Source organism: Rhizobium esperanzae (assembly GCF_014197615.1).
GTDB classification, from domain to species: domain Bacteria; phylum Pseudomonadota; class Alphaproteobacteria; order Rhizobiales; family Rhizobiaceae; genus Rhizobium; species Rhizobium esperanzae_A.
Window position 1 is genome coordinate 13763 of sequence record NZ_JACIFY010000016.1, and the last position, 21282, is coordinate 35044.

The following is a 21282-nucleotide window of genomic DNA, read 5'->3' on the forward strand; positions in this document are numbered from 1 at the left end:
CCTTTTCCCGGCAAAAACGCCTATGAACCGGCGCTATGACCAAATTTCGGCTGGCGATCACGATGCGAATTATCGGCCCGGCCTTCCGCGCGCGCTAAGCGGCCGGGAGGTCCGGGTTTTTGGCGCTCTCACATGAGCGCTTCCGTCACCAGCTTTTTCACGCCCGTAGCGCCCCTTTCCGGGCCGCCAGAAACGATTGTCCCGCTATGACCGACACAGCCGAAAAGATCGATTATTCGAAGACCCTCTATTTGCCCGAGACCGATTTCCCGATGCGCGCCGGCCTGCCGCAGAAGGAGCCGGAGCTCGTCAAGCGCTGGCAGGAGATGGGCCTCTACAAGAAACTGCGCGCCTCTGCCGCTGGCCGCGAGAAATTCGTCCTTCATGACGGTCCGCCCTATGCCAACGGCAACATCCATATCGGCCACGCGCTGAACAAGATCCTCAAGGACGTCATCAACCGCTCGTTCCAGATGCGCGGTTACGACGCCAATTACGTGCCCGGCTGGGATTGCCACGGACTTCCGATCGAATGGAAGATCGAGGAGAAGTACCGCGAGAAGGGCAAGAACAAGGACGAGGTTCCGGTCAACGAGTTCCGCAGGGAATGCCGTGAATTCGCCACCGGCTGGATCAAGGTCCAGGCCGAAGAGTTCAAGCGTCTCGGCATCGAAGGCGACTTCGACAATCCCTATACGACGATGAATTTCCATGCGGAATCGCGCATCGCCGGCGAACTCCTGAAGATCGCCGCCAGCGGCCAGCTCTATCGCGGCTCCAAGCCGATCATGTGGTCGGTCGTCGAGCGCACGGCGCTGGCCGAAGCCGAAGTCGAGTACCAGGATTACGAGAGCGATACGATCTGGGTGAAATTCCCGGTCGTCGAAGGTCCGTCCGCGCTCAAGGATGCCTTCGTGGTGATCTGGACGACGACGCCCTGGACGATCCCCGGCAACCGCGCGATCTCCTTTTCCGCACGTGTCTCCTACGGGCTCTACGAGGTGACGGCGGCCGAGAATGATTTCGGTCCGCGTCCCGGCGAAAGGCTGATCTTTGCCGACAAGCTGGCCGAGGAATCCTTCGCCAAGGCCAAGCTGCAGTACAAGCGTTTGAGCGATGTCTCTAAGGCGGACTTCGCGGCGATGGTCTGCGCCCATCCCTTCAAGGGCCTCGATGGCGGCTATGAATTCGCCGTGCCGCTGCTCGATGGCGACCACGTCACCGACGACGCCGGCACCGGCTTCGTGCACACCGCTCCGAGCCATGGCCGCGAAGACTTCGATGCCTGGATGTCGGCCGTCCGCACGCTGGAGGCGCGCGGCATCGAGACCAAGATCCCGTTCCCGGTCGATGACGGCGGCTTCTACACCTCCGACGCCCCCGGCTTCGAGGGCGCCCGCGTCATCGACGATAACGGCAAGAAGGGCGATGCCAACGACCGCGTCATCAAGGAACTGATCGCCCGCGGCGCGCTCTTTGCCCGCGGCCGGCTGAAGCATCAATACCCGCATTCCTGGCGCTCGAAGAAGCCGGTCATCTTCCGCAACACGCCGCAATGGTTCGTCTATATGGACAAGACCCTTGCCGACGGCACGACGCTGCGTTCGCGCGCTCTGGGAGCGATCGACGACACGCGCTTCGTGCCCGCCGCCGGCCAGAACCGGTTGCGCGCCATGATCGAGGGCCGCCCCGACTGGGTTCTTTCCCGTCAACGAGCATGGGGCGTGCCGATCGCCGTCTTTGCCGACGATGAGGGCGAGGTCCTGGTCGATGACGCCGTCAATGCCCGCATCCTCGAAGCCTTCGAACATGAGGGCGCCGACGCCTGGTTTGCCGAAGGCGCCAAGGAACGTTTCCTCGGCAATGACCACGACCATTCCCGCTGGAAGCAGGTCATGGATATCCTCGATGTCTGGTTCGACTCTGGCTCGACGCACACCTTCACGCTCGAAGACCGCCCCGACCTGAAGTGGCCGGCCGATCTCTATCTCGAAGGCTCCGACCAGCATCGCGGCTGGTTCCATTCCTCGCTCCTGGAATCGGCTGCCACCCGCGGCCGTGCGCCTTACAACGCCGTCCTCACCCATGGTTTCACCATGGACGAGAAGGGCGAGAAGATGTCGAAGTCGAAGGGCAACGTCACCGCACCGCAGGAAGTGATGAAGGATGCCGGCGCCGATATCCTGCGCCTCTGGGTGATGACCTCGGACTATGCCGATGACCTGCGCGTCGGCAAGACGATCATCCAGACCAATGTCGACGCCTATCGGAAGCTCCGCAACACCATCCGCTGGATGCTCGGCACGCTCGCCCATGACAAGGGCGAGGAGATCGCGCTTGCCGACCTGCCGGAGCTTGAGCAGCTGATGCTGCACCGGCTGGCCGAACTCGACGAGCTGGTGCGCGAGAATTACGACAGCTTCGATTTCAAGAAGATCGCCCGCGCATTGATCGATTTCGCCAATGTCGAGCTTTCGGCCTTCTATTTCGATATCCGCAAGGATGCGCTCTATTGCGACGCGCCGTCGAGCCTGCGCCGGCGCGCCAGCCTGCACGTCATCCGCCAGATCTTCGATTGCATGGTGACCTGGCTCGCGCCGATGCTGCCCTTCACCACCGAGGAGGCCTGGCTGTCGCGCAACCCGTCCGCCGTTTCCGTGCATCTGGAGCAGTTTGCCCCTGTCGCCAGGGAATGGCGCAACGACGCCCTGGCGGAAAAGTGGAAGAAGATCCGCGCCGTCCGCTCGGTTGTGACAGGCGCCCTGGAAATCGAGCGCAAGGACAAGCGCATCGGCTCCTCGCTGGAGGCGGCTCCCGTCGTCCACATCGCCGATGCGGAGCTGATGAAGGCGCTGGAAGGTCAGGACTTCACCGAAGTCTGCATCACCTCGGCAATCGAGATCGAGGCAGGTGTTGGCCCGGCGGATGCTTTCCGCCTTGCCGAGGTACCCGAGGTCAGCGTCGTGCCGAAGCTTGCAGAGGGTGAGAAATGCGCCCGCTCCTGGCGCATCACCCGGGATGTCGGCTCCGATCCGGACTATCCCGATGTCTCCAAGCGTGACGCTGCCGCCTTGCGCGAACTCGGCATCGGCGCTTGAAGATATTTGCCGGGTGAATTGCGTTTTCGCGGTTCATCCGGTAAAAGCTGCCTGAAAATGGCCGGATTTTTGCGTCAGGGGGACGGTTGTCCGGTTGGGCAACGATTGCACCGGTGGCTGGAAGGGTTTTCATGTTCGCAACGCATTGGTTCCGTATGGGCGCCTGCCTGTCTGTCGTCATGGCGGGATGCTCCCTGGTCTCCAGCTGCGCCAGCAGCCCGACCTACGGCACCGACAAAACAGCCATGGAGCAATTGACCGACGACCTCGGTCAGTCCGTGTCGTTGACCGGGCCGGACCCGAAGAATAAGGGCGTCAAATACACGCCGCGCCCGACGCTGGTGCTGCCGGCCGCCGAGCAGAAGGAAACCCTCGTTGCGCCGCAGCAGACGGTCGCCAACAAGGACAATCCGCAGTGGATCGAATCGCCGGAGGAAACCCGCGCCCGCCTCGTCGGGGAAGCCGATGCGAACTCGGACAATCCGAATTACCGCTCGCCGCTCGCCAGCTCCGCCATCGAAGGCGGCCGCCGCACGACCGAAGCCCAGACCAAGGCCTATCGCGAAGCCCGCGCCCTGCAGAAGGGCTCCTATGTCGATCAGCGCCGCTACATATCCGATCCGCCGCCCGGCTACCGCACGGTCGACGATCCGGCCAAGCTCGACGATGTCGGCGAGCCCGAGCTCAAGAAGCAGAAGAAGCGCAAGAAGGACGCTGCGATCGCCAATAGCGGCAAGCAGTGGTGGAACCTGCTGCAGTAGCAGCTTTTCTCTGCGTTTAGACGCCGTCCCGGGAGACCGGCGAAGGCAGCCCCTCATCCGGCTGCCGCCACCTTCTCCCCGTAAACGGGGCGAAGGGACCACTCCGCAAGCTCTCCGTTCCCCGGCAGGCCTCTCGCAGTGCACGGTTAGGGTGAGGGGCAGCTATTCGCGCGAAAGCGGAAGATGATGCCGGGCACCTGAGAATTACGGCGCCTCTCGCCTCTGCGAAAAGAAGCCCCGCAAGATCTCGGCTGACTCGACCTCGTTGAAGCCGGAATAGACCTCCGGCGCGTGGTGGCAGGTCGGCTGCGCATAGAACCGCACGCCATTGTCGACGCCGCCGCCCTTCGGGTCCTCGGCGCCGTAATAAAGCCTGCGGATGCGCGCAAACGAGATGGCCGCCGCGCACATGGTGCAAGGCTCGAGCGTGACGTAGAGATCGGCGCCGGCCAGGCGCTCCTGTCCGAGCGCTTCGCAGGCGAGCCGGATTGCGGCGATTTCGGCGTGGGCGGTCACGTCATTGAGCTCGCGCGTGCGGTTTCCCGAGCTGGAAATGGCAATATCGTCGATGACGACGACGGCGCCGATCGGCACCTCGCCGCGTTCTCCGGCAGCCCGCGCCTCTTCGAGCGCCATCTCCATGAAACGATTTGTCTTCACGATCGCACGAATTTCCACTTAACCGCAGATGCGTGACCTGATAGACAGGCCCAAAAGGCAGGCAAACAACAAATGACACCCAAAGACAAGCCAAAACGCCCGGGCGCAAAGCCGTTTTCACGGGACACCGAGCCGAAGACCGGCGCCAAGTCGGGCAGCGGCAAGCCGGCAAAGGCTGCGATCGCCGCCGAGACCGACGGCGACGCGAAGGCAGAACGCATTTCCAAGGTGATGGCGCGCGCCGGCGTTGCCTCCCGCCGCGACATCGAACGCATGATCATGGAAGGCCGTGTGACGCTGAACGGCAGGGCTCTCGACACGCCTGTTGTCAACGTCACGCTGGCCGATCGCATTGAGGTCGACGGCGTACCGATCCGCGGCATCGAGCGCACCAGGCTGTGGCTTTATCACAAGCCGGCGGGCCTGGTGACCACCAATGCCGATCCGGAAGGCCGCGCGACCGTCTTCGACAACCTGCCGGAAGAACTGCCGCGCGTCATGTCGATCGGGCGCCTCGATATCAACACCGAAGGCCTGCTGCTGCTCACCAATGACGGCGGTCTTGCCCGCGCGCTCGAGCTGCCCGCGACCGGCTGGCTGCGCCGCTACCGTGTCCGCGCCCATGGCGAGATCGATCAGGAGGCGCTCGACAAGCTGAAGGACGGCATCGCCGTCGACGGCGTGCTCTATGGCTCGATCGAAGCGACGCTCGACCGCACGCAAGGCTCGAACGTCTGGATCACCATGGGCCTTCGCGAAGGCAAGAACCGCGAAATCAAGAACGTGCTCGGCGCGCTCGGCCTCGACGTCAACCGTCTGATCCGCATTTCCTATGGCCCGTTCCAGCTCGGCGATTTGCCCGAAAGCCAAGTCATCGAAGTGCGCGGCCGCACGCTGCGCGACCAGCTTGGCCCGCGTCTGATCGAGGAAGCCAAGGCTAATTTCGACGCGCCGATCTATAACGCCCCGGCCGTTGCCGCCGAGGAAGAGGCTGAAGCCGCAGTGCCGGAAAAGCGCGAACAGCGTCCGCGCCGCGGCGAGGACAAGCGTGAACGGGCGCTGAGCCGCCTCGACACCAAGCGTGACGACCGCCACGGCGGCGGGCGCAGAGATGACGATCGCCGCGAGGGCGGCCGCAGGGACGACGACAAGCCGAAGCGTCCCCAGCCGCTCGGCCAGCGCCGCAGCGCCAATGTCTGGATGGCGCCCGGCGCCCGGCCGCTCGGCGAAAAGGCTGCGGCCAAAGCCGCCAAGAATGCGCAGACCGCGCGCCGTCGCGGCGAGCAGGCGCCGGCAAAGAACAATGCGTACGATCGCATCGAGGATCGCCCGCGCACGCCGATCAACCGTGTGCGCGAGGAGGATGGCGAATGGATCCGCTCGAGCGAAGAGCCCCGTCGCAAGGATGAGGGCGAAGGCGCTGGCCGCAAGCGCTCGTTCGGGGATCGCCCGGCCCGCGAAGACCGCGGTTTTGGCGACCGCCCGGCGCGCGGCGAGCGCCGTCCCCGCGAAGGCGGGGATGAACGCCCGCGTGCCAGAAGCTCTGCCGGCGAAGGCCGTTCGGAGCGTCCGCGCGGCGAGCGACCTTTCGGTGATCGTCCCTCACGCGGCGATCGCCCCTTCGGCGACAAGCCGCGCGGTGACCGCAAGCCGCGTGGCGATGGTGACGAGCGTCCCCGTGCCGCCAGAGCCGCCACCGGTGAGGCTCGCTCGGAGCGCCCGCGCGGCGACCGGCCTTTCGGCGATCGTCCTTCCCGCGGCGATCGGCCGTTCGGCGACAAGCCGCGTGGCGATCGCAGACCGCGTGAGGATGGTGATGAGCGTCCGCGCGCAGCCAGGAGCTTTGCCGGCGAGGGCCGTTCCGAACGTCCGCGCGGTGAAAGATCGTTCGGCGACAAGCCTTCCGGTGACAAGCCTCGTGGTAAGGGTTTTGCCGGCAAGCCCGGTGGGCCGAAGAATTTTTCCGGTAAGCCAAAGGGCGCCAAGCCGGGCGGTAACAGGCCGGGCGGTGACCGGCCGGGCGGCGACAGGCCTGCGGGCGGTCCGTCCAGAGGTGGTGGAAAAGGAAAGGGAATGACGCGCGGTGCGGATCGTCGGCGGTGAGTTTCGCGGACGGCCTCTCGCCGTGCCAAAATCCAACGAGATCCGGCCGACTGCCGACCGGACGCGCGAGAGCCTGTTCAATATATTGAGCCATGCCTATCCGGAATGCGTCGACGGCACCCGGATCCTCGACCTTTTTGCCGGAACCGGCGCCGTCGGCCTCGAAGCCGTGTCGCGCGGCTGTCGCCATGCGCTCTTCGTCGAAAACAGTGTCGAGGGCAGGGCGCTGCTCTGGGAGAATATCGATGCGCTCGGCCTGCACGGCCGCACGCGCATCCTGCGCCGGGATGCCACCGATCTCGGCAGCGTCGGCAATCTCGAACCCTTCGACGTGCTGTTTGCCGACCCGCCCTATGGCAAGGGCCTCGGCGAAAAGGCGATGGCGGCGGCCGCCATGGGCGGCTGGCTGCGGCCGGGCGCGATCGCGGTGCTCGAAGAACGCGGCGATATTGTCGTTTCCGTGCATCCTTCCTATGTCTTCCTCGAAAACCGCATCTTTGGCGATACGAGGGTGCATTTCTTCCGGTATCAGCCGCAATAAGCGGGGGCGGGGCGTGCAGCAGGCAGAGATCATCAGCCCGAAACTGCCTGCGATCAGCGATCTTCCAACGGTCGCTGTTGCTTTCGGCGGCGGCGGCGCGCGCGGGCTTGCCCATATCCATGTCATCGAGACGCTCGACGAACTCGGTATCCGGCCGGTGGCGGTATCCGGCTCGTCGATGGGGGCGATCATGGGGGCTGGCATGGCCGCCGGCATGTCCGGCGCCGAAATCCGTGAACATGCGCTGGCGACCGTCGGCAACAAGACGGCCGTCGTCAGCCGCATCTGGGGCCTGAGACCGACGACGGTGCGCGATGCGGTGGCAAAGGGCATCCGCATCGGCCAGTTCAATCTGGAGCGGATCCTCAAGGCCTTCCTGCCCTCCGAACTGCCGGCCCGCTTCGAGGATCTGCTGGTGCCGATGAAGGTGATCACCACGGATTATTACGGGCAAAGCGAAGTCATCATCGAAGAGGGGGAGCTGTTTCCGGCACTGGCCGCCTCTTCCGCCATCCCCGCCGTCTTCATGCCGGTGCGCCTGCGCGGCCGGGTGATGATCGACGGCGGCATCAGCAATCCGGTGCCCTACGAACCACTGATGGATCTTGCCGACATCGTCGTCGGCATCGATGTCGTCGGCGCGCCCGAGGGTGACGGCACCCATATTCCGAACCGCATGGAAAGCATCTTCGGTTCCGGCCAGCTGATGATGCAGACGGCGATCACGCTGAAACTGAAGCTGCGCCCGCCGCACATCTTCCTGCGCCCGGCGGTCGGGCGCACCGGCGTCATGGACTTCCTCAAGGCCCGCGACGTGCTGGCCATGTCGGTCGGCGTCAAGGACGAGTTGAAATTCGCCCTCGACCGCGAGATCGAAGCGCGGTTAAAGCGCTAAAGCAATTCCAGGAAAAGTGCGAAGCGGTTTTCCCAGGCAAAGCGCAAAGCGCCTTTGCCGGGAATTGCGTAAAACAAAAAGTTAGAGTGGTTCAGCGCTTCCGTGAAACCTGAACCGCTCTATCTAACGAACCTTGCAAGGGAAGCGCTGCACGCGCCCGGGCGGCATGCATGAGCGGTTCAGCAAACATCGCTTCGGCGATGAGCTCGGCATCGTCATTGTCGATTTCGAAGAGACCAAAGCGCAGTCGATAGCCCCAGCCTGCTCGATCGCTCGTGAAGGAGAGCCGGCCGAGCAGCGGCCGGATCGGTGTTTCCACGGCCTGCCACCAGGCGACATCCCGCCTCCAGGGGCGGAAGCCGGGCTGAACCTCCACCTGATATGCCGCCGTTTCCTCGACCACGCCCATAGCCGTGAACGCCTGCAGGCGATCCTTGCCGCCAAAGGTTTCGGTCGGCGAATAATAGATCACGCGGTCGCCGGGCGCGCTCCGCTTCAGCGGAGCGGCCTTGCCGTGACAGACCTGCATAAACCCGGCTTCGCGCCCGATGCGGACATGGTTGGCGGATGCGACGGCGATCCAGCTGCGGGACATAGGTCAGTCCTCCGTCACGTTATAGACGCGCAGGCGATGCCCGTCGGGATCGGCGGCAACGAAACTACGGCCGAAATCGAGGTCGGTCGGCGGCAAAAGCACGGCTGCGCCCTTGGCTTGCCATTCGGCGTGAAGCGTATCGACCATATCCGCTGTCGCAACCTTGAAGCCGATGTCGCAGCCCCCGCCCGTTGCCGCCGGCGCCGGATCGACGCCCGCCTTGCCCCACAGTCCGAGCGCCAATCCCGAAGGCAGGATGAACATGGCGAAGGTCGGGCTGGCTTCGACCGGATCCTGCCCAAGCAGGCGGCTATAAAAGCCGGCGCTTTTCGGCGCGTCGGCTACGAAAAGGAGAATGCTGTTGCTGTCGATCAAGGTCGCCTCCTGTTTTGGGTCAGGAGGATCATCTACAGAGACATACTGACAGATTCTGGCAGTAGGCTTTTGCTTCGCCGCCGTTCAATACGCTCAAGCTTGGCACGCCCGAAGTTGATTTATGCGTCCGCCGTCGCATCGACGGTGCCCGCCAGCGGGTCGTCCTCGAAGGGATCGGCGGCGCGTTTCGGCTTGACCAGCGGTTCGGGGCGGACGGGATGGGAAAACAGCATGTCGCGTCCGGCCTGCAGCCCTTCGGACACCTGCAGCACCAGGCGGGCTTCGTCGCGCTTGCGGATATCCTCGCCGATCTCATAGGCGTCGACTTCGGAAACGCCGAGCGCTTCCAGCGTCCGCCGCCCGAAGAGCAGGCCCGATTCCAGCGTTTCACGCAGCTCGTAATCGACACCCTTGTTGCGCAGTTCGATCGAATGGATGCGGTCGTAGGAGCGCACGTAGAGCCGCGTGTGCGGATAGTCCGCCTGCACCAGCTCCACCACCTTGTCGGTGATCTCCTTCTTCTGCGTGCAGACGAGCACGATCTTTGCCCGGTCGATGCCGGCCGAACGCAGCACGTCCTTGCGGGCGCCGTCGCCGAAATAGATGCGGAAACCGAAGGAGGAGGCCTGGCGGATGCGGTCCGCCGAAAAATCGATGACGGTGACGCTGCGCCCGCCGGCAAGCAGGATCTGGGCGGCGATCTGGCCGAAACGCGAGAAGCCGACCATCAGCACGTCGGCGCCCGCGCCCTCGAAATCCTCGTCCAGTTCCTCATGCGCGTCGCCGCGCAGCAGCCGCTTCGAAAGGGCCGCCCCGATCGGCGTCAGCGCCATGGACAGCGTGACGATCGCCACCAGCAACGATGCGGTGCTCGTCGACATCAGCCCGGCCGTACCCGCCGTGGTAAACAGCACGAAGCCGAATTCGCCGCCCTGCGGCAGCAGGAAGGCGATGCGGATCGCATCGTCATGCGGAGAACCCGAGATCCGGCAGAGCCCGTAGATGATGATTGCCTTGACCGCCATGACGATCGGCACGGTGACGATGACGAAGAGCACGTTGTCGGCAAGAACCTCGAGCTCCAGCGACAGGCCGACGGCGATGAAGAAGATAGCGAGCAGGACGCCGCGGAAGGGCTCGATATCGGCCTCCAGCTCGTGCCGGTAGGAGGATTCGGCCAGCATCACGCCGGACAGGAAGGCGCCCATTGCCATCGAAAGCCCGGCAAGCTGCATCAGGCTTGCCGATCCCATGACGACGAAGAGGGCGGCCGCGATCATCGCCTCGCGCGCGCCGGTCCGGGCAATGACCTGGAAGAGCGGCGTCAGCAGGTAGCGCCCCATCAGGATCATCGCCGCGACGGCGCCGATGGCGACGGCAAAACCGAGCAGCGGCGCATTGCTGCCCCTGCCACCGTCGAGAATGGTGATCAGCGCCAGGAGCGGCACGATCGCCAGGTCCTGGAACAGGAGCATCGAGAAGGAGCGCTGCCCATATCGCGTATTGACGTCGCCGTCGCCCTCGAGGATCTGCATGGCGAAGGCGGTCGAGGACAGGGCCAGGCCAAATCCGGCGACGATGCTGCCGCGCCAGTCGAAAACCCCCGAAAACCAGGCGAGCACCGTCAGCGCCAGCCCGGTCACCACCACCTGCGCCGTGCCGAGGCCGAAAATGTCGCGCCGCATCTGCCAGAGGCGGCTGGGTTTCAGCTCCAATCCGATGATGAACAGCAGGAAGACCACGCCGAGTTCGGCGACGTTGAGGATCTGTTCGCCATCGGTGATGCCGTGGAAGACCGGGCCGATGACGATGCCGGCAGCGAGATAGCCGAGCACGGTGCCGAGCCCGAGCTTCTTGAAGATCGGCGCGGCCACGACCGCTCCGCCGAGCAGCAGGATCGTTTCGGAAAAAAGGGCATTGGGCGCGGACATGCTGGCGATTTCTTTCGACGGCGGGGAACGTGCAGCCAGCCCCGACAAAGAATCGGTGGCGGCGGCCTTGATGCTTGGGAGAGTGCACAATAAATGGAAGCCGAAGGAAAGGCCAAATCATGTCCTCTGAAATCGATTCCTCGACACTTCTTTCCCGCGCAAGTCAATTGATCGATCTGGCCAGGAAGGCAGGGGCGGATGCCGCCGACGCCGTCGTCGTCCGGTCGCGCTCGCAATCGGTCAGCGTCCGTCTCGGCAAGGTCGAGGGAACGGAATCTTCCGAAAGCGACGATTTTTCGCTGCGCGTCTTCATCGGCAAGCGCGTCGCCAGCGTTTCGGCCAATCCGGGCTTCGATCTCAAGGCGCTTGCCGAACGCGCCGTCGCCATGGCCAAAGTCTCGCCGGAAGATCCCTTCGCCTGCCTGGCGGATGAGGCGAGCCTTTCGAAATCCTATCCCGACCTGCAACTGCTCGATACCACCGAAGTCTCCTCCGAGATGCTGCGCGAGGCGGCTCTTGCCGCCGAGACGGCGGCCCTTGCGGTCAAGGGTGTCACCAATTCTTCGGGCGCCGGCGCCTCGGCCGGCATGGGCGGCCTGGTTCTTGCCACCTCGCATGGGTTTGCGGGCAGCTACATGGCTTCGCGTTTCGGCCATTCCGTCAGCGTTATCGCAGGCGAAGGCACCGGCATGGAGCGCGACTATGATTTCGACAGCCGCCTCTATTATGCCGAACTCGACGCGCCCGCCGAAATCGGCCGCCGCGCCGGCGAACGGGCGGTCAAGCGCATCAACCCGCGCCAGGTGCCGACCGGCAAGGACATCACCGTCATTTTCGATCCGCGCGTCGCCCGCGGCTTCGTCGGCCATATCGCCGGCGCGATCAACGGCGCTGCCGTTGCCCGTAAATCCAGCTTCCTGCGCGATAGGATGGGGCAGCAGGTGCTGAAGTCGGGCCTGTCGATATCAGACGATCCGCTGATCGTGCGCGGCCCCGCCTCGCGGCCCTTCGACGGCGAAGGCGTGTCGGGCGAGCGGCTTGTGATGATCGAGGACGGCGTCTTGAAGCACTGGTTTCTCTCGACCTCGACCGCTCGCGAGCTGGGGCTGGAAACCAATGGCCGCGGCGTGCGCGGCGGCACCGCCGTCTCGCCGTCTTCCACCAACCTTGCGCTGGAACCCGGCGACGTCTCGCCGGAGGAGCTGATCCGCAGCGTCGGCAATGGTTTTTACGTCACCGAATTGATCGGCCACGGCGTCAACATGATCACCGGTGAATATAGCCGCGGCGCCACCGGCTTCTGGATCGAGAACGGCGAACTGACGTTCCCGGTGTCCGAGGTGACGATCGCCTCGAACCTCAAGGAGATGTTCATGCGCCTGACGCCGGCAAACGACATCGACCGCAAATTCGGCGTCGCCGCCCCGACCTTCGCCATCGAAGGCATGACGCTTGCAGGGCGCTAGAGCAATTCCAGCAAAAGTGTGTGAGCGGTTTTCGGGCGACGTCATACTCTCGCATTTGAATTGAGAAACGGATTGATGGGATGAGCGATAGCAACAAGGACCGCTGGCAGAGCGATCTGACGCTGATCGCCGATGCCGCGAAAGAGGCGGGTGCGGTCGCTTTCGGCTTCTTCAACCAATCGCCCGAGGTCTGGTGGAAGAACGGCGATCGCTCCCCCGTCAGCGCCGCCGATTTTGCCGCCAACAAGACACTCGAGACCATTTTGCGTAAGGCCCGGCCGGATTACGGCTGGTTGTCTGAGGAAACCGACGACGATGCCGACCGTCTCGCGCGCGAGACGGTGTTCATCATCGATCCGATCGACGGCACACGCGCCTTCCTCGGCGGGCAGAAGGTCTGGTGCGTCAGCGTCGCGGTCGTTCATCGCGGCCGGCCGGTCGCCGGCGTGCTCTATGCCCCGGCGCTCGAAGAGTTCTATCAGGCCGTCGAGGGCGGGGTGGCGACGAAGAACGGCATGCCGCTCGCCGTTTCCGCCGCGCGGCCGGAAGAGACGAGCCGCCTTGCGGTCGGCGAGGACCTTTTGAAGACCTTTCCGCCGGAGTTTCGCGAGCGGGTCAGCCGCCAGAAACACATTCCATCGCTTGCCTATCGCATCGCCATGGTGGCGGACGGTCGCCTCGAAGGCACCTTCGTCAAGGGCAATTCGCATGATTGGGACCTGGCCGCCGCCGATCTCATTCTGGCTTGCGCCGGCGGTGGCCTCGTCGATCTCGACGGCCGGCCGGTCGTCTACAACAGCGCCGGCGTGACCCACAAGGTCCTCTGCGCAGCACCGGTGTTGCGCATCGATGAATTCCTCACGGCCTTTGCGGGGCGAAGAGACAGTTGACGTTTCCGTCAAAATCCCGCAGATGGGATGACGGAGGAGAACAGGCAGAAAGAGAACAAAAAATGACTGAATCCGGTGACAAGAAGCAGCTTTTGCATCTCGTTTTTGGCGGCGAACTGGAAAGCCTCGATGACGTCCAGTTCCGTGATCTGAAGGATCTCGATATCGTCGGCATTTTCCCGGATTATGCCACGGCGCTGACAGCCTGGAAGTCGAAGGCGCAGCAGACGGTCGACAATGCGCATATGCGCTACTTCATCGTCCATATGCATCGTTTGCTCGATCCGCAGGAAAAGGCCTGAGGCAACTGACCTCGGCGAGCGACCTCGGCCAAGGCCATCCGCAAGTGCCGCCGGCGACCTCCGGCGCGCAGGGTTTTCGCGCATCGGGCGCGCGTCGTTCCGGATTGCCTGACGCATTCTGAACAAATTGATCGGTCATTGCGGCCGCAACGATAATGAGGGAATGGGTTTGATGTCGATCTTGGATCGGAGACTGGCGCAATGAGCTCCCGGATGGCTCGGTTCGGTCTGAGCGCATACCGTCTGGCGGGAACCGTGGCCTCTCCTGTTGTCGGCCTCTATATCACTTACCGCACGGCCAAGGGCAAGGAAGACCGGGCGCGCCGCCTGGAGCGCTTCGGCTATCCGAGCGCCAATCGGCCGCAAGGCCCGCTCGTCTGGTTCCATGCCGCCAGCGTCGGTGAAACCAATGCCGTCATCCCGCTGATCCGTGAAATCCGCCGCCGCGACATCCACGTCATCCTGACCACCGGCACCATCACCTCCGCCAGATTGGCCGCCGAGCGGCTCGGCAATGAGGCGATCCATCAATATGTGCCGCTCGATCTCAAACCCTCCGTCAGCCGCTTCCTCGATTATTGGCAGCCCGATTGCGCCATCATCGCCGAGTCCGAGATCTGGCCGGCAACCGTGCTGGAACTCGGCCGCCGCCGCATTCCGCAGATCCTGATCAATGCCCGCATGTCGGACCGCTCCTTTGCCCGCTGGCGCCGCCGCCCGGCGATCGCCGAAGCCCTGTTCGAGAATCTGGCTCTGGTCATCGCCCAGTCGGATATGGATGCCGAACGTTTCCGCGATCTCGGCGCCGTCCCGGTCATCACCTCAGGCAATCTGAAGGTCGATACCGACGCACCGCCTTACGACAGCGCTGTCCTTGCCCGCTACAAGAAGCAGATCGGCGAGCGCAAGACTTGGGCGGCGATCTCGACCTTCGACGGCGAGGAAAATGCCGCCGCCATCGTCCATCGGGCGCTGAGAGAGCGCGATCGTCAATTGACGATCATCGTGCCGCGTCACCCCGAACGCTGCGACGAGATCGAGGCGGCCCTGGTCAAGCAGGGGCTGAAGGTCGCCCGGCGCACCCGTGACGATGTCCTGTCGGCCGATGTCGATATTTTCCTCGGCGATACGATCGGCGAAATGGGCCTCTATTTGCGACTGACGGAAATCGCTTTCGTCGGACGCTCGCTCTTTGCCGAAGGCGGCCAGAACCCGCTGGAGCCCGCCATGCTCGGCTGCGCCGTCCTCTCCGGCGGCCATGTGCAGAATTTCCGCGAGGCCTATCAGAAGCTTGCCCGCAGCGGCAGCGCTCGCATGGTGCGCGATACCGAAATGCTGGCCAAGGGCGTGCATTACCTGCTGATCAACGACGAAGCCCGACGCAATATGATCGAGGCCGGCATCACCGCCGTGCACGAGATGCGCGGCGCGCTGACCGCGACCGTGAAGGGGCTGGAGCCCTATATCAATCCGCTGACGGTAAAGGCGCGGCTGTTGCCCAAGGCCGTGGCCCAGCTCTGAGGATATATCATGTCGGCAGCCTCTCCTATCAAAGGCATTCTCTTCGACAAGGACGGCACGCTGCTCGACTATGACGAGAGCTGGCTGCCGGTGAATCGCGAGCTTGCCCGCATTGCCGCGCAAGGCGATCCGCTTCTGGCCGACCGGCTTCTCGCCGCCTGCGGCATGGATCCGGTCACCGGCCATATCGTTCCCGACAGCCTGCTTGCCGCCGGCAATACCCGCCAGATCGCCGAGGGTCTGGTTGCCGCGGGCTCGATGGTCGATGTCGGCGAACTGACGGTGCGCCTCGACGAACTCTTTTCCAACGCCGCCGAATTTTCCGTGCCGGTGACCGACCTCGCCGGCTTCTTCGCAAGGCTGCACGGACGCGGTTTCAAGCTCGGCGTTGCCTCCAGCGACAACGAACGTTCGATCCGCCAGACGGCGGAACGCTTCGGTTTTGCCCGCTATGTCGATTACATCGCCGGCTATGACAGCGGTTTCGGCGTCAAGCCGGAGCCGGGCATGGTGCTCGGCTTCTGCGCCGCGACCGGTCTTTCGCCGGAAGAAGTGGCGATGGTCGGCGACAACAATCACGATCTGCACATGGGCCTGAATGCCGGCACCGGGCTGAGGATCGCGGTGCTGACCGGCACCGGTTCGCGCGCTTCGCTTGCCGCGGCCGCCCATCACGTGCTCGACGATATCACCGCCATCGAGACGCTGTTGCCGGATCTGCAGCCGGCCTAAACCTGTAAGGACTTGCATTTTCATCGGTTTTGGCTTCTCAATCCGACCCGGGCGAAAAGCGCGGGGTTCGACCGTCGCCAGCCGGGCAGGGGAGCAGAACGGCAAGATGATATCCGAAGCGCCGCCGTTCTGGTGGAGGAAAGCCGATTGGCGGGCCTGGCTGCTCGCGCCGCTTTCCTTTCTCTACGGCCGTATCGCCGGCCATCGCATGGCCCATGCGCGCCGCGCCTCCGTTCCCATTCCGGTCATCTGTGTCGGCAATTTCACCGTCGGCGGCGCCGGCAAGACGCCGACGGCGCTGACCATCGCCCGTGCCGCCAAGGCCAAGGGGCTGAAGCCGGGTTTTCTCAGCCGCGGCTACGGCGGCTCGCTCGATGTGACGACGGTGGTCGATCCCGATCATCACCGGGCCGTTGCCGTGGGCGACGAACCCTTGCTGCTTGCCCAGGAGGCGCTGACGGTGATTTCCCGAAAGCGCGTCGAGGGTGCCGCGCGCCTGGTGGCGGAGGGCGCTGATCTCATCGTCATGGATGACGGTTTCCAGAGTGCCCGGCTGGCGATCGATTATGCCCTGCTCGTCATCGACGCGACCCGTGGCCTCGGCAACGGCCATATCGTGCCGGGCGGCCCGGTCCGCGCGCCGATCCGTCAGCAGCTGCGTCATGCGACGGCACTGTTGAAGGTCGGCGGCGGCAATGCCGCCGACAGGATCGTCCGCATGGCGGCGCGCGCCGCAAAGCCCTATTTCACCGCATCGCTGAAAGTGCGCGGCGACAACACGCTCGCCGGCGCCAAGGTGCTCGCCTTCGCCGGCATCGCCGATCCCGCCAAATTCTTCCGCACGGTCGAATCGCGTGGCGCCGAGATCGTCGTTGCCAGGAGCTTCGGCGACCACGAGCATCTGACCGAAGAAGAGATCGACGACCTCCTGACGACCGCCGAGCGGCAAGACCTTCTGATCGTCACGACGTCAAAGGATTTCGTTCGCCTCTCCGGCCATCCCGGCAAGGCGGCAGAGCTTGCCGAAAAGAGCCGGGTGATCGAGGTCGACATGGTCTTCGAGGATCACCTCGCGCCAAGCCTGATCATCGACCGGGCGATCGTCGCCTGCCGCGAGAGGCGGCTGCGGGAGATGAAGGCCGGGGCTAAAGGCTGAGCAGCTCTCACAGCTGCTGCAAAACGTCTCGCCCGTGCACATCTGCGCATAAAACCATATCACGCGATCGAGTGAAGCAAAGTTTCGCGGGCCGAAGTCAGATGCAACCGACATGCGCGATCGATCGACACGATAGTGCGGCTTTCGAGGGCTTCAATCAGCGCGAGATGTTCCCTGATGGCAATCTCATTGCGCGCGCGTTCATCACGCTTGTTCCACTGATAGTGGTAGTGAAAGACCATGGCTATCACGTCTTGGAAGCTTTCGATAAAGCGGTTTGGCGCAACTGCCGCAATCAGTCGGTGGAATCGGCTGTCCAGCTCCGAGAAATCCTGAAACCGGACGTCGATATCCGCGAGCAGTTCCAGATGTGCAGCCCGCATGGATTGGATCTGTTTCCAGACGGGCGCGTTGTCGGGCAGGGCAGCGAAGAGCCGTGCCGAGCGCATTTCGAACATTTCTCTGATCTCGAACAGTTCGAGTGCGAAACTGGCTGTGAACCCCTTGAAAACCCAGCCAGCGTTCGGGCGCTTCTCGATCAGGCCATATTTCTGAAATCGATTGAGAAACTCACGGACAATCGTTGTCGCGACACCGAACTTCCGAGCCAATTCCGCCTCATTGATTTCCGTGCCCGGACAGGCATCGCCGCGCAGCATCCATTCCATAAAGCTTGTCTCCACCTGTTCCGAAATTGCCAAGGTCTCTTGCTGCGGATAGCGTTCTATCTGCAGCGGCTGCTCGCGGAGGATCCGCCTATGCGCTTCAGACGTGATGATCCCGCGTGCCGACATCCCTGCTAGCACCTTCCGGACCGTTGTCCTGCTCACGCCAAGCTGCGCACGCAGGGCATTTTCGGACGGCAGCTCCGCCCCAAGATCGAGCGTCCGTATGATGTCGATCATCTCATTGAATGCCCGCTTAAAGGTCGTGTCGGTCCGCATTGAACAACTCCCGGTATGGATTTCTATCCATAAAAAACAAGTTGACGTACGTGTATCATATGTTTCTTATGTATAAAAAACAGGGGAGGCTAGGGGAATTTGGAGAACTCCGGGATTCTGCCTCAGAATTCGTCTCGGCCTGACGGTTCGCAGGATGAAACCTTCTATCCGAGACGATCAGGCGTCACACTGGGATTGAAGCTACTGAGCCTTGGCCCACTGCTGATCCTCGTTATGCTCATTGCCGTCGTCAGTTTGATCACCCCGGCTTTTCTGAAGCCCGTTAACCTGGGGAACATCCTGGCGCAGACAGCAGTGATCGCTGTTGTGGCGATGGGCCAGCAACTCGTTATCCTGACGCGCGGAATCGACCTGTCCGTAGGCTCGAATCTCGCGTTGGCTACGGTCATCGGCGGACTTGTTTACCAACAAGTCGATTCCTCATTTATCGTCATCATGGCCATGCTGCTGGCAGGTGCTGCCATTGGTGCAATAAACGGGGTGGTCTTCGTCTACGGTAGGCTGCCACACCCTTTTATCATTACACTGGCAACTCTGAGTATCTGCCGCGGGGTGGCACTTGCATTGGCGCCCGGCCACACGACCATGCGCGGGATGCCTAATGCAGTGACTGCGATCGGTGGCGGTACGACGCTTGGTGTGCCCAATTCCTTCTTTATCGTCGGGATGTTCGGGCTTCTTTTTCTGATCCTGACGAAGTCGATGGTCTGCGGCCGATGGATTTATGCGGTCGGCGGCTCGCCGAACGCCGCCAGAAGCATGGGTATACCGGTGAGGGGCGTTCTGCTCTCGACCTATGTCGTTTGCGGCTTTTGCGCCGGTGTCGGCGCGGTGCTGCTTGCCGGCCGGACCGGCGCCGCCTCGCCGATCTATGGTAATCTCCTGGAACTCGACACGATTGCTGCGGTGATTATCGGTGGCGCCAGCTTCCTTGGCGGACGAGGACACCTCGGCCACGCCCTGATCGGCGCCGTGCTGATCGGCGTCATCCGCAATGCCCTTAACCTTCTCGGCGTCGACGTCTTCTTTCAGATGATTGCGATTGGGCTTGTCATCGTCATCGCCGTAGAGGCTGACGTGCTTCGTAACCATCTCGAGGCCCGTGCACGCGTGCTTCAAGCGGCGGCAGTACAATGAACCCGACATCCACCGCACCGGCACTTTCTGTTCGAAACGCCCAGAAGCGCTTCGGCGCAATCCACGCCCTGAAAAATGTAAGCTTTGACGCTTATTCAGGTGAGGTAACTGCTCTCCTGGGTGACAACGGCGCCGGCAAGTCGACGCTCGTCAAATGCATCAGCGGGCTTCATAATCTCGACGAAGGAGAGATCCTCGTGGATGGTTCTCCGGTATCGCTCCATTCAGCGGCGGCCGCCCGCCGCGCCGGTATCGAAACCGTCTACCAGGATCTGGCGCTTTTCGACAATCTGACACCCGTGCAGAATTTCTACTGCGGGCGAGAAATTTCTTTCCCCTCCTGGTTGCCGCGTCCGCTCCGCTTTCTGAGGACGGGCGAAATGAAGCGGGAAGCAGCGAGCGTCATCGATCGCTTGAAGGTTAAGTTGCCGAGGTTTGACGCACCGGTCGCGCTGATGTCTGGGGGGCAGCGGCAGGCGATCGCGGTCGCACGCGCCATTGTTTTTGCCCGCAAGCTGGTGATTCTTGACGAACCTACGGCAGCCCTCGGCCTTCGCGAGTCTCGCCAGGTCCTTGATATTATCGGTCAGCTCAAAGCCGACGGCAATGCCGTGATCATCATCACCCACAATATGGAACACGTCGTCGAAATCGCTGATCGGGCGGTTGTCCTGCGGCAGGGTCGCAAGGTGGGGGAAGTGAAGCCAACCGAAGCGAACAAGCAGGACATTGTCGCAATGATTGTCGGCGCCGAGGCTTGACGAGATCGCTGCTTCGTTCGGGCAGCGGACAACGAGATCGCCCTAGAGGAGGGCGGTCGAAAATGGGAGGTGTAATCATGAAATCGCAATCCCTACTGGGAGCTGTCGCGCTCCTGGTCGTCGCTGTAGTCCCGTGCCTGGCGCAGGAGCCGGTGAAGCTCGGCTTTATAACCAAATTCCCTGTGCCGTTCTTCGCAACAATGGAGAACGCCGCCAAAGATTATGCAAAGAGAAATCCTGGCGTCGAGATCATCTATGGGCAAGGGACGTCCGCAACCGACATCGAGGGCCAGATTGCACAGATCGAGTCCATGGTAACACGCGGCGTGCAGGGCATTGCCCTCACGCCCGTCGATCCCACGGTATCCACTGCCCTCGACAAGGCGGTGGCGGCCGGTATCAAGGTCGTGCTGATGGATAACAATATTCCGGATTGGAACGGCAGGACGGCGCTTGCCACGACCAATAACTTCGCCGCAGGCAAAATTGCCGGGGAATATCTCAAAACTGTTCTTAAAGCCGGCGACACGCTCGGAATTCTTGAGGGTGTGCCTGGTGTGCCGGCGCTTGATGATCGAGTGAAGGGCATGCTTGAGGGGCTGAATGGACTTGACGTTAAGATCGTCGGGAAAGGCGCAACAAATTGCACCGAGGAACTCGGGATCAGTGTCGCCGAGGATCTGCTTACGAAAAACCCGGACCTCAAGGCCATTTATGCCGCTTGCGGCCCGCCCGCTGCTGGTGCGGCACGCGCGATCAAGAACGCTGGCATTGCCAATGATAAGATTGTGCTGGTCGGTTTCGATTTCTGCTGCGGCGAAGAGGAGGCGCTGAAGAATGGAATCGAGGATGCATCGGTGGCGCAGTTTCCCACCAAGATGGCGGAACTGGGTGTAGATGCGCTGGTAAAGTCGATTCGCGGAGAAAAGGTCGAGTCTTTGATCGACTCCGGCGCTGCGCTCGTGACGCCTGAGAACATGTCCAAATTCAAGTAAGTCGTTGCCGCTCTGTGCAGCCTGCATAGGGCGCATATGGACCTTTGCGAAGCAAACGGCCCGTCCTTCACGGGCGGGCCGGATCTATGGTTCCTCGAACGCGGCCGCTTTAACGCCGCTGGTTCGGCAGCACGCCGGCGCGTTTGTCGGCTTCTACAGCCGAGATCACGTCGGCATAGGGTTCCTGGCGGGCGACGCTCCAGTAGCGCAGCTCGTCGAGAGGGACCTGTTTTCCCGTCATCGCGCAGACGACATAAGAGCCGGGCGAGAGAATCTGGAAATCGCCATCGAGATACCGGATCTTCGCTTCGCGGTTTCCGTGCCCTTCGAACAAATTCATGCGCTCCGTTCCCTGCAGCCTGTCATGCGTCTGCCATACTCCCGCACAGGCGGCTTTT

At 62.8% G+C, this 21282-nt stretch carries 20 protein-coding genes; 14 read left to right on the forward strand and 6 right to left on the reverse strand.

What is annotated here, in order from left to right; all coding sequences use genetic code 11:
• The first annotated feature begins 206 nt into the window (after positions 1-206).
• Both ileS and GGD57_RS20480 read left to right on the forward strand, forming a co-directional pair.
• On the forward strand, positions 207-3098 hold the full coding sequence (gene ileS / locus GGD57_RS20475) for an isoleucine--tRNA ligase (protein WP_184472117.1): 2892 nt from the start codon (positions 207-209) through the stop codon (positions 3096-3098).
• 131 nt (positions 3099-3229) lie between these two features.
• Positions 3230-3859 (forward strand): hypothetical protein, encoded by a 630-nt coding sequence (locus GGD57_RS20480; protein WP_184472118.1) that lies wholly within the window; start codon positions 3230-3232, stop codon positions 3857-3859.
• 204 nt (positions 3860-4063) lie between these two features.
• On the opposite strand, the gene GGD57_RS20485 is transcribed toward GGD57_RS20480, so the two are convergent.
• A complete protein-coding gene (locus GGD57_RS20485) occupies positions 4064-4501 on the reverse strand; it encodes a nucleoside deaminase (protein ID WP_184472230.1) in 438 nt (145 codons plus the stop codon).
• Positions 4502-4591: 90 nt separating this feature from the next.
• Between GGD57_RS20485 and GGD57_RS20490 the strand changes: the two genes are divergently transcribed.
• The 3 genes from GGD57_RS20490 to GGD57_RS20500 are packed head-to-tail and all read left to right on the forward strand — an operon-like array spanning position 4592 to position 8058.
• Entirely contained in the window at positions 4592-6622 is a 2031-nt protein-coding gene (locus tag GGD57_RS20490) for a pseudouridine synthase (RefSeq protein WP_184472119.1), read from the forward strand.
• Positions 6603-7163, forward strand: coding sequence for a 16S rRNA (guanine(966)-N(2))-methyltransferase RsmD (gene rsmD / locus GGD57_RS20495; RefSeq protein WP_184472120.1), 561 nt, complete (start codon positions 6603-6605; stop codon positions 7161-7163). The genes GGD57_RS20490 and rsmD overlap by 20 nt, the downstream gene beginning before the upstream one ends.
• Before the next feature lie 13 nt (positions 7164-7176).
• Positions 7177-8058 (forward strand): patatin-like phospholipase family protein, encoded by an 882-nt coding sequence (locus tag GGD57_RS20500; RefSeq protein WP_010069358.1) that lies wholly within the window; start codon positions 7177-7179, stop codon positions 8056-8058.
• Between the two features lie 91 nt (positions 8059-8149).
• Here GGD57_RS20500 and GGD57_RS20505 read toward each other — a convergent pair whose 3' ends face one another.
• The 3 genes from GGD57_RS20505 to GGD57_RS20515 all read right to left on the reverse strand — a co-directional run bounded on the left by GGD57_RS20505 (position 8150) and on the right by GGD57_RS20515 (position 10959).
• Complete coding sequence (locus GGD57_RS20505) at positions 8150-8653, reverse strand: EVE domain-containing protein (protein ID WP_184472121.1); 504 nt, start codon at positions 8651-8653, stop codon at positions 8150-8152.
• A gap of 3 nt (positions 8654-8656) precedes the next feature.
• Positions 8657-9028, reverse strand: a complete 372-nt coding sequence (locus GGD57_RS20510; RefSeq protein ID WP_184472122.1) for a VOC family protein — start codon at positions 9026-9028, stop codon at positions 8657-8659.
• A gap of 119 nt (positions 9029-9147) precedes the next feature.
• Positions 9148-10959, reverse strand: coding sequence for a monovalent cation:proton antiporter-2 (CPA2) family protein (locus tag GGD57_RS20515; RefSeq protein WP_184472123.1), 1812 nt, complete (start codon positions 10957-10959; stop codon positions 9148-9150).
• A 119-nt stretch (positions 10960-11078) separates the two neighbouring features.
• Here GGD57_RS20515 and GGD57_RS20520 point away from each other — a divergent pair, with 119 nt between their 5' ends.
• The 6 genes from GGD57_RS20520 to lpxK all read left to right on the forward strand — a co-directional run bounded on the left by GGD57_RS20520 (position 11079) and on the right by lpxK (position 17026).
• Positions 11079-12425, forward strand: coding sequence for a TldD/PmbA family protein (locus tag GGD57_RS20520; protein WP_184472124.1), 1347 nt, complete (start codon positions 11079-11081; stop codon positions 12423-12425).
• An 80-nt stretch (positions 12426-12505) separates the two neighbouring features.
• Positions 12506-13315, forward strand: coding sequence for a 3'(2'),5'-bisphosphate nucleotidase CysQ (locus GGD57_RS20525; RefSeq protein WP_184472125.1), 810 nt, complete (start codon positions 12506-12508; stop codon positions 13313-13315).
• A 62-nt stretch (positions 13316-13377) separates the two neighbouring features.
• On the forward strand, positions 13378-13617 hold the full coding sequence (locus GGD57_RS20530) for a DUF4170 domain-containing protein (RefSeq protein ID WP_010069294.1): 240 nt from the start codon (positions 13378-13380) through the stop codon (positions 13615-13617).
• Between the two features lie 201 nt (positions 13618-13818).
• Complete coding sequence (gene waaA, locus GGD57_RS20535) at positions 13819-15138, forward strand: lipid IV(A) 3-deoxy-D-manno-octulosonic acid transferase (RefSeq protein WP_184472126.1); 1320 nt, start codon at positions 13819-13821, stop codon at positions 15136-15138.
• 9 nt (positions 15139-15147) lie between these two features.
• Entirely contained in the window at positions 15148-15870 is a 723-nt protein-coding gene (locus tag GGD57_RS20540; protein WP_184472127.1) for an HAD family hydrolase, read from the forward strand.
• Between the two features lie 106 nt (positions 15871-15976).
• Positions 15977-17026, forward strand: coding sequence for a tetraacyldisaccharide 4'-kinase (gene lpxK / locus GGD57_RS20545; RefSeq protein WP_184472128.1), 1050 nt, complete (start codon positions 15977-15979; stop codon positions 17024-17026).
• Between the two features lie 59 nt (positions 17027-17085).
• Here lpxK and GGD57_RS20550 read toward each other — a convergent pair whose 3' ends face one another.
• A complete protein-coding gene (locus GGD57_RS20550; RefSeq protein WP_184472129.1) occupies positions 17086-17970 on the reverse strand; it encodes a GntR family transcriptional regulator in 885 nt (294 codons plus the stop codon).
• 99 nt (positions 17971-18069) lie between these two features.
• On the opposite strand from GGD57_RS20550, the gene GGD57_RS20555 reads away from it, so the two are divergent.
• The 3 genes from GGD57_RS20555 (at position 18070) to GGD57_RS20565 (ending at position 20884) form a co-directional block, all read left to right on the forward strand.
• Positions 18070-19128 carry an ABC transporter permease gene (locus tag GGD57_RS20555; protein WP_184472130.1) on the forward strand — a complete coding sequence of 353 codons (1059 nt, stop codon included), beginning with the start codon at positions 18070-18072 and terminating at the stop codon, positions 19126-19128.
• On the forward strand, positions 19125-19889 hold the full coding sequence (locus tag GGD57_RS20560; RefSeq protein WP_184472131.1) for an ATP-binding cassette domain-containing protein: 765 nt from the start codon (positions 19125-19127) through the stop codon (positions 19887-19889). Before GGD57_RS20555 ends, GGD57_RS20560 begins: the two co-directional genes overlap by 4 nt.
• 77 nt (positions 19890-19966) lie before the next feature.
• The gene (locus GGD57_RS20565; protein ID WP_184472132.1) at positions 19967-20884 is read left to right on the forward strand and encodes a sugar ABC transporter substrate-binding protein; all 918 of its coding nucleotides are present in this window, start codon (positions 19967-19969) and stop codon (positions 20882-20884) included.
• Between the two features lie 109 nt (positions 20885-20993).
• Here the strand turns inward: GGD57_RS20565 and GGD57_RS20570 are convergent, their stop codons facing one another.
• Positions 20994-21224: a DUF2093 domain-containing protein gene (locus tag GGD57_RS20570; protein ID WP_184472133.1), complete on the reverse strand. Its 231-nt coding sequence runs from the start codon at positions 21222-21224 to the stop codon at positions 20994-20996.
• Positions 21225-21282 lie beyond the last annotated feature (58 nt).

Bases quoted from the DNA above. Each gene is read 5' to 3' on its own strand.
- GGD57_RS20540 (WP_184472127.1), top strand. From the start codon at position 15,148: ATGTCGGCAGCCTCTCCTATCAAAGGCATTCTCTTCGACAAGGACGGC.
- GGD57_RS20565 (WP_184472132.1), top strand. From the start codon at position 19,967: ATGAAATCGCAATCCCTACTGGGAGCTGTCGCGCTCCTGGTCGTCGCT.
- GGD57_RS20485 (WP_184472230.1), bottom strand. From the start codon at position 4,501: ATGGAGATGGCGCTCGAAGAGGCGCGGGCTGCCGGAGAACGCGGCGAG.
- GGD57_RS20560 (WP_184472131.1), top strand. From the start codon at position 19,125: ATGAACCCGACATCCACCGCACCGGCACTTTCTGTTCGAAACGCCCAG.
- GGD57_RS20505 (WP_184472121.1), bottom strand. From the start codon at position 8,653: ATGTCCCGCAGCTGGATCGCCGTCGCATCCGCCAACCATGTCCGCATC.
- GGD57_RS20515 (WP_184472123.1), bottom strand. From the start codon at position 10,959: ATGTCCGCGCCCAATGCCCTTTTTTCCGAAACGATCCTGCTGCTCGGC.
- waaA (WP_184472126.1), top strand. From the start codon at position 13,819: ATGAGCTCCCGGATGGCTCGGTTCGGTCTGAGCGCATACCGTCTGGCG.
- GGD57_RS20525 (WP_184472125.1), top strand. From the start codon at position 12,506: ATGAGCGATAGCAACAAGGACCGCTGGCAGAGCGATCTGACGCTGATC.
- ileS (WP_184472117.1), top strand. From the start codon at position 207: ATGACCGACACAGCCGAAAAGATCGATTATTCGAAGACCCTCTATTTG.
- GGD57_RS20490 (WP_184472119.1), top strand. From the start codon at position 4,592: ATGACACCCAAAGACAAGCCAAAACGCCCGGGCGCAAAGCCGTTTTCA.
- GGD57_RS20480 (WP_184472118.1), top strand. From the start codon at position 3,230: ATGTTCGCAACGCATTGGTTCCGTATGGGCGCCTGCCTGTCTGTCGTC.
- lpxK (WP_184472128.1), top strand. From the start codon at position 15,977: ATGATATCCGAAGCGCCGCCGTTCTGGTGGAGGAAAGCCGATTGGCGG.
- GGD57_RS20570 (WP_184472133.1), bottom strand. From the start codon at position 21,224: ATGAATTTGTTCGAAGGGCACGGAAACCGCGAAGCGAAGATCCGGTAT.
- GGD57_RS20550 (WP_184472129.1), bottom strand. From the start codon at position 17,970: ATGCGGACCGACACGACCTTTAAGCGGGCATTCAATGAGATGATCGAC.
- GGD57_RS20530 (WP_010069294.1), top strand. From the start codon at position 13,378: ATGACTGAATCCGGTGACAAGAAGCAGCTTTTGCATCTCGTTTTTGGC.
- GGD57_RS20520 (WP_184472124.1), top strand. From the start codon at position 11,079: ATGTCCTCTGAAATCGATTCCTCGACACTTCTTTCCCGCGCAAGTCAA.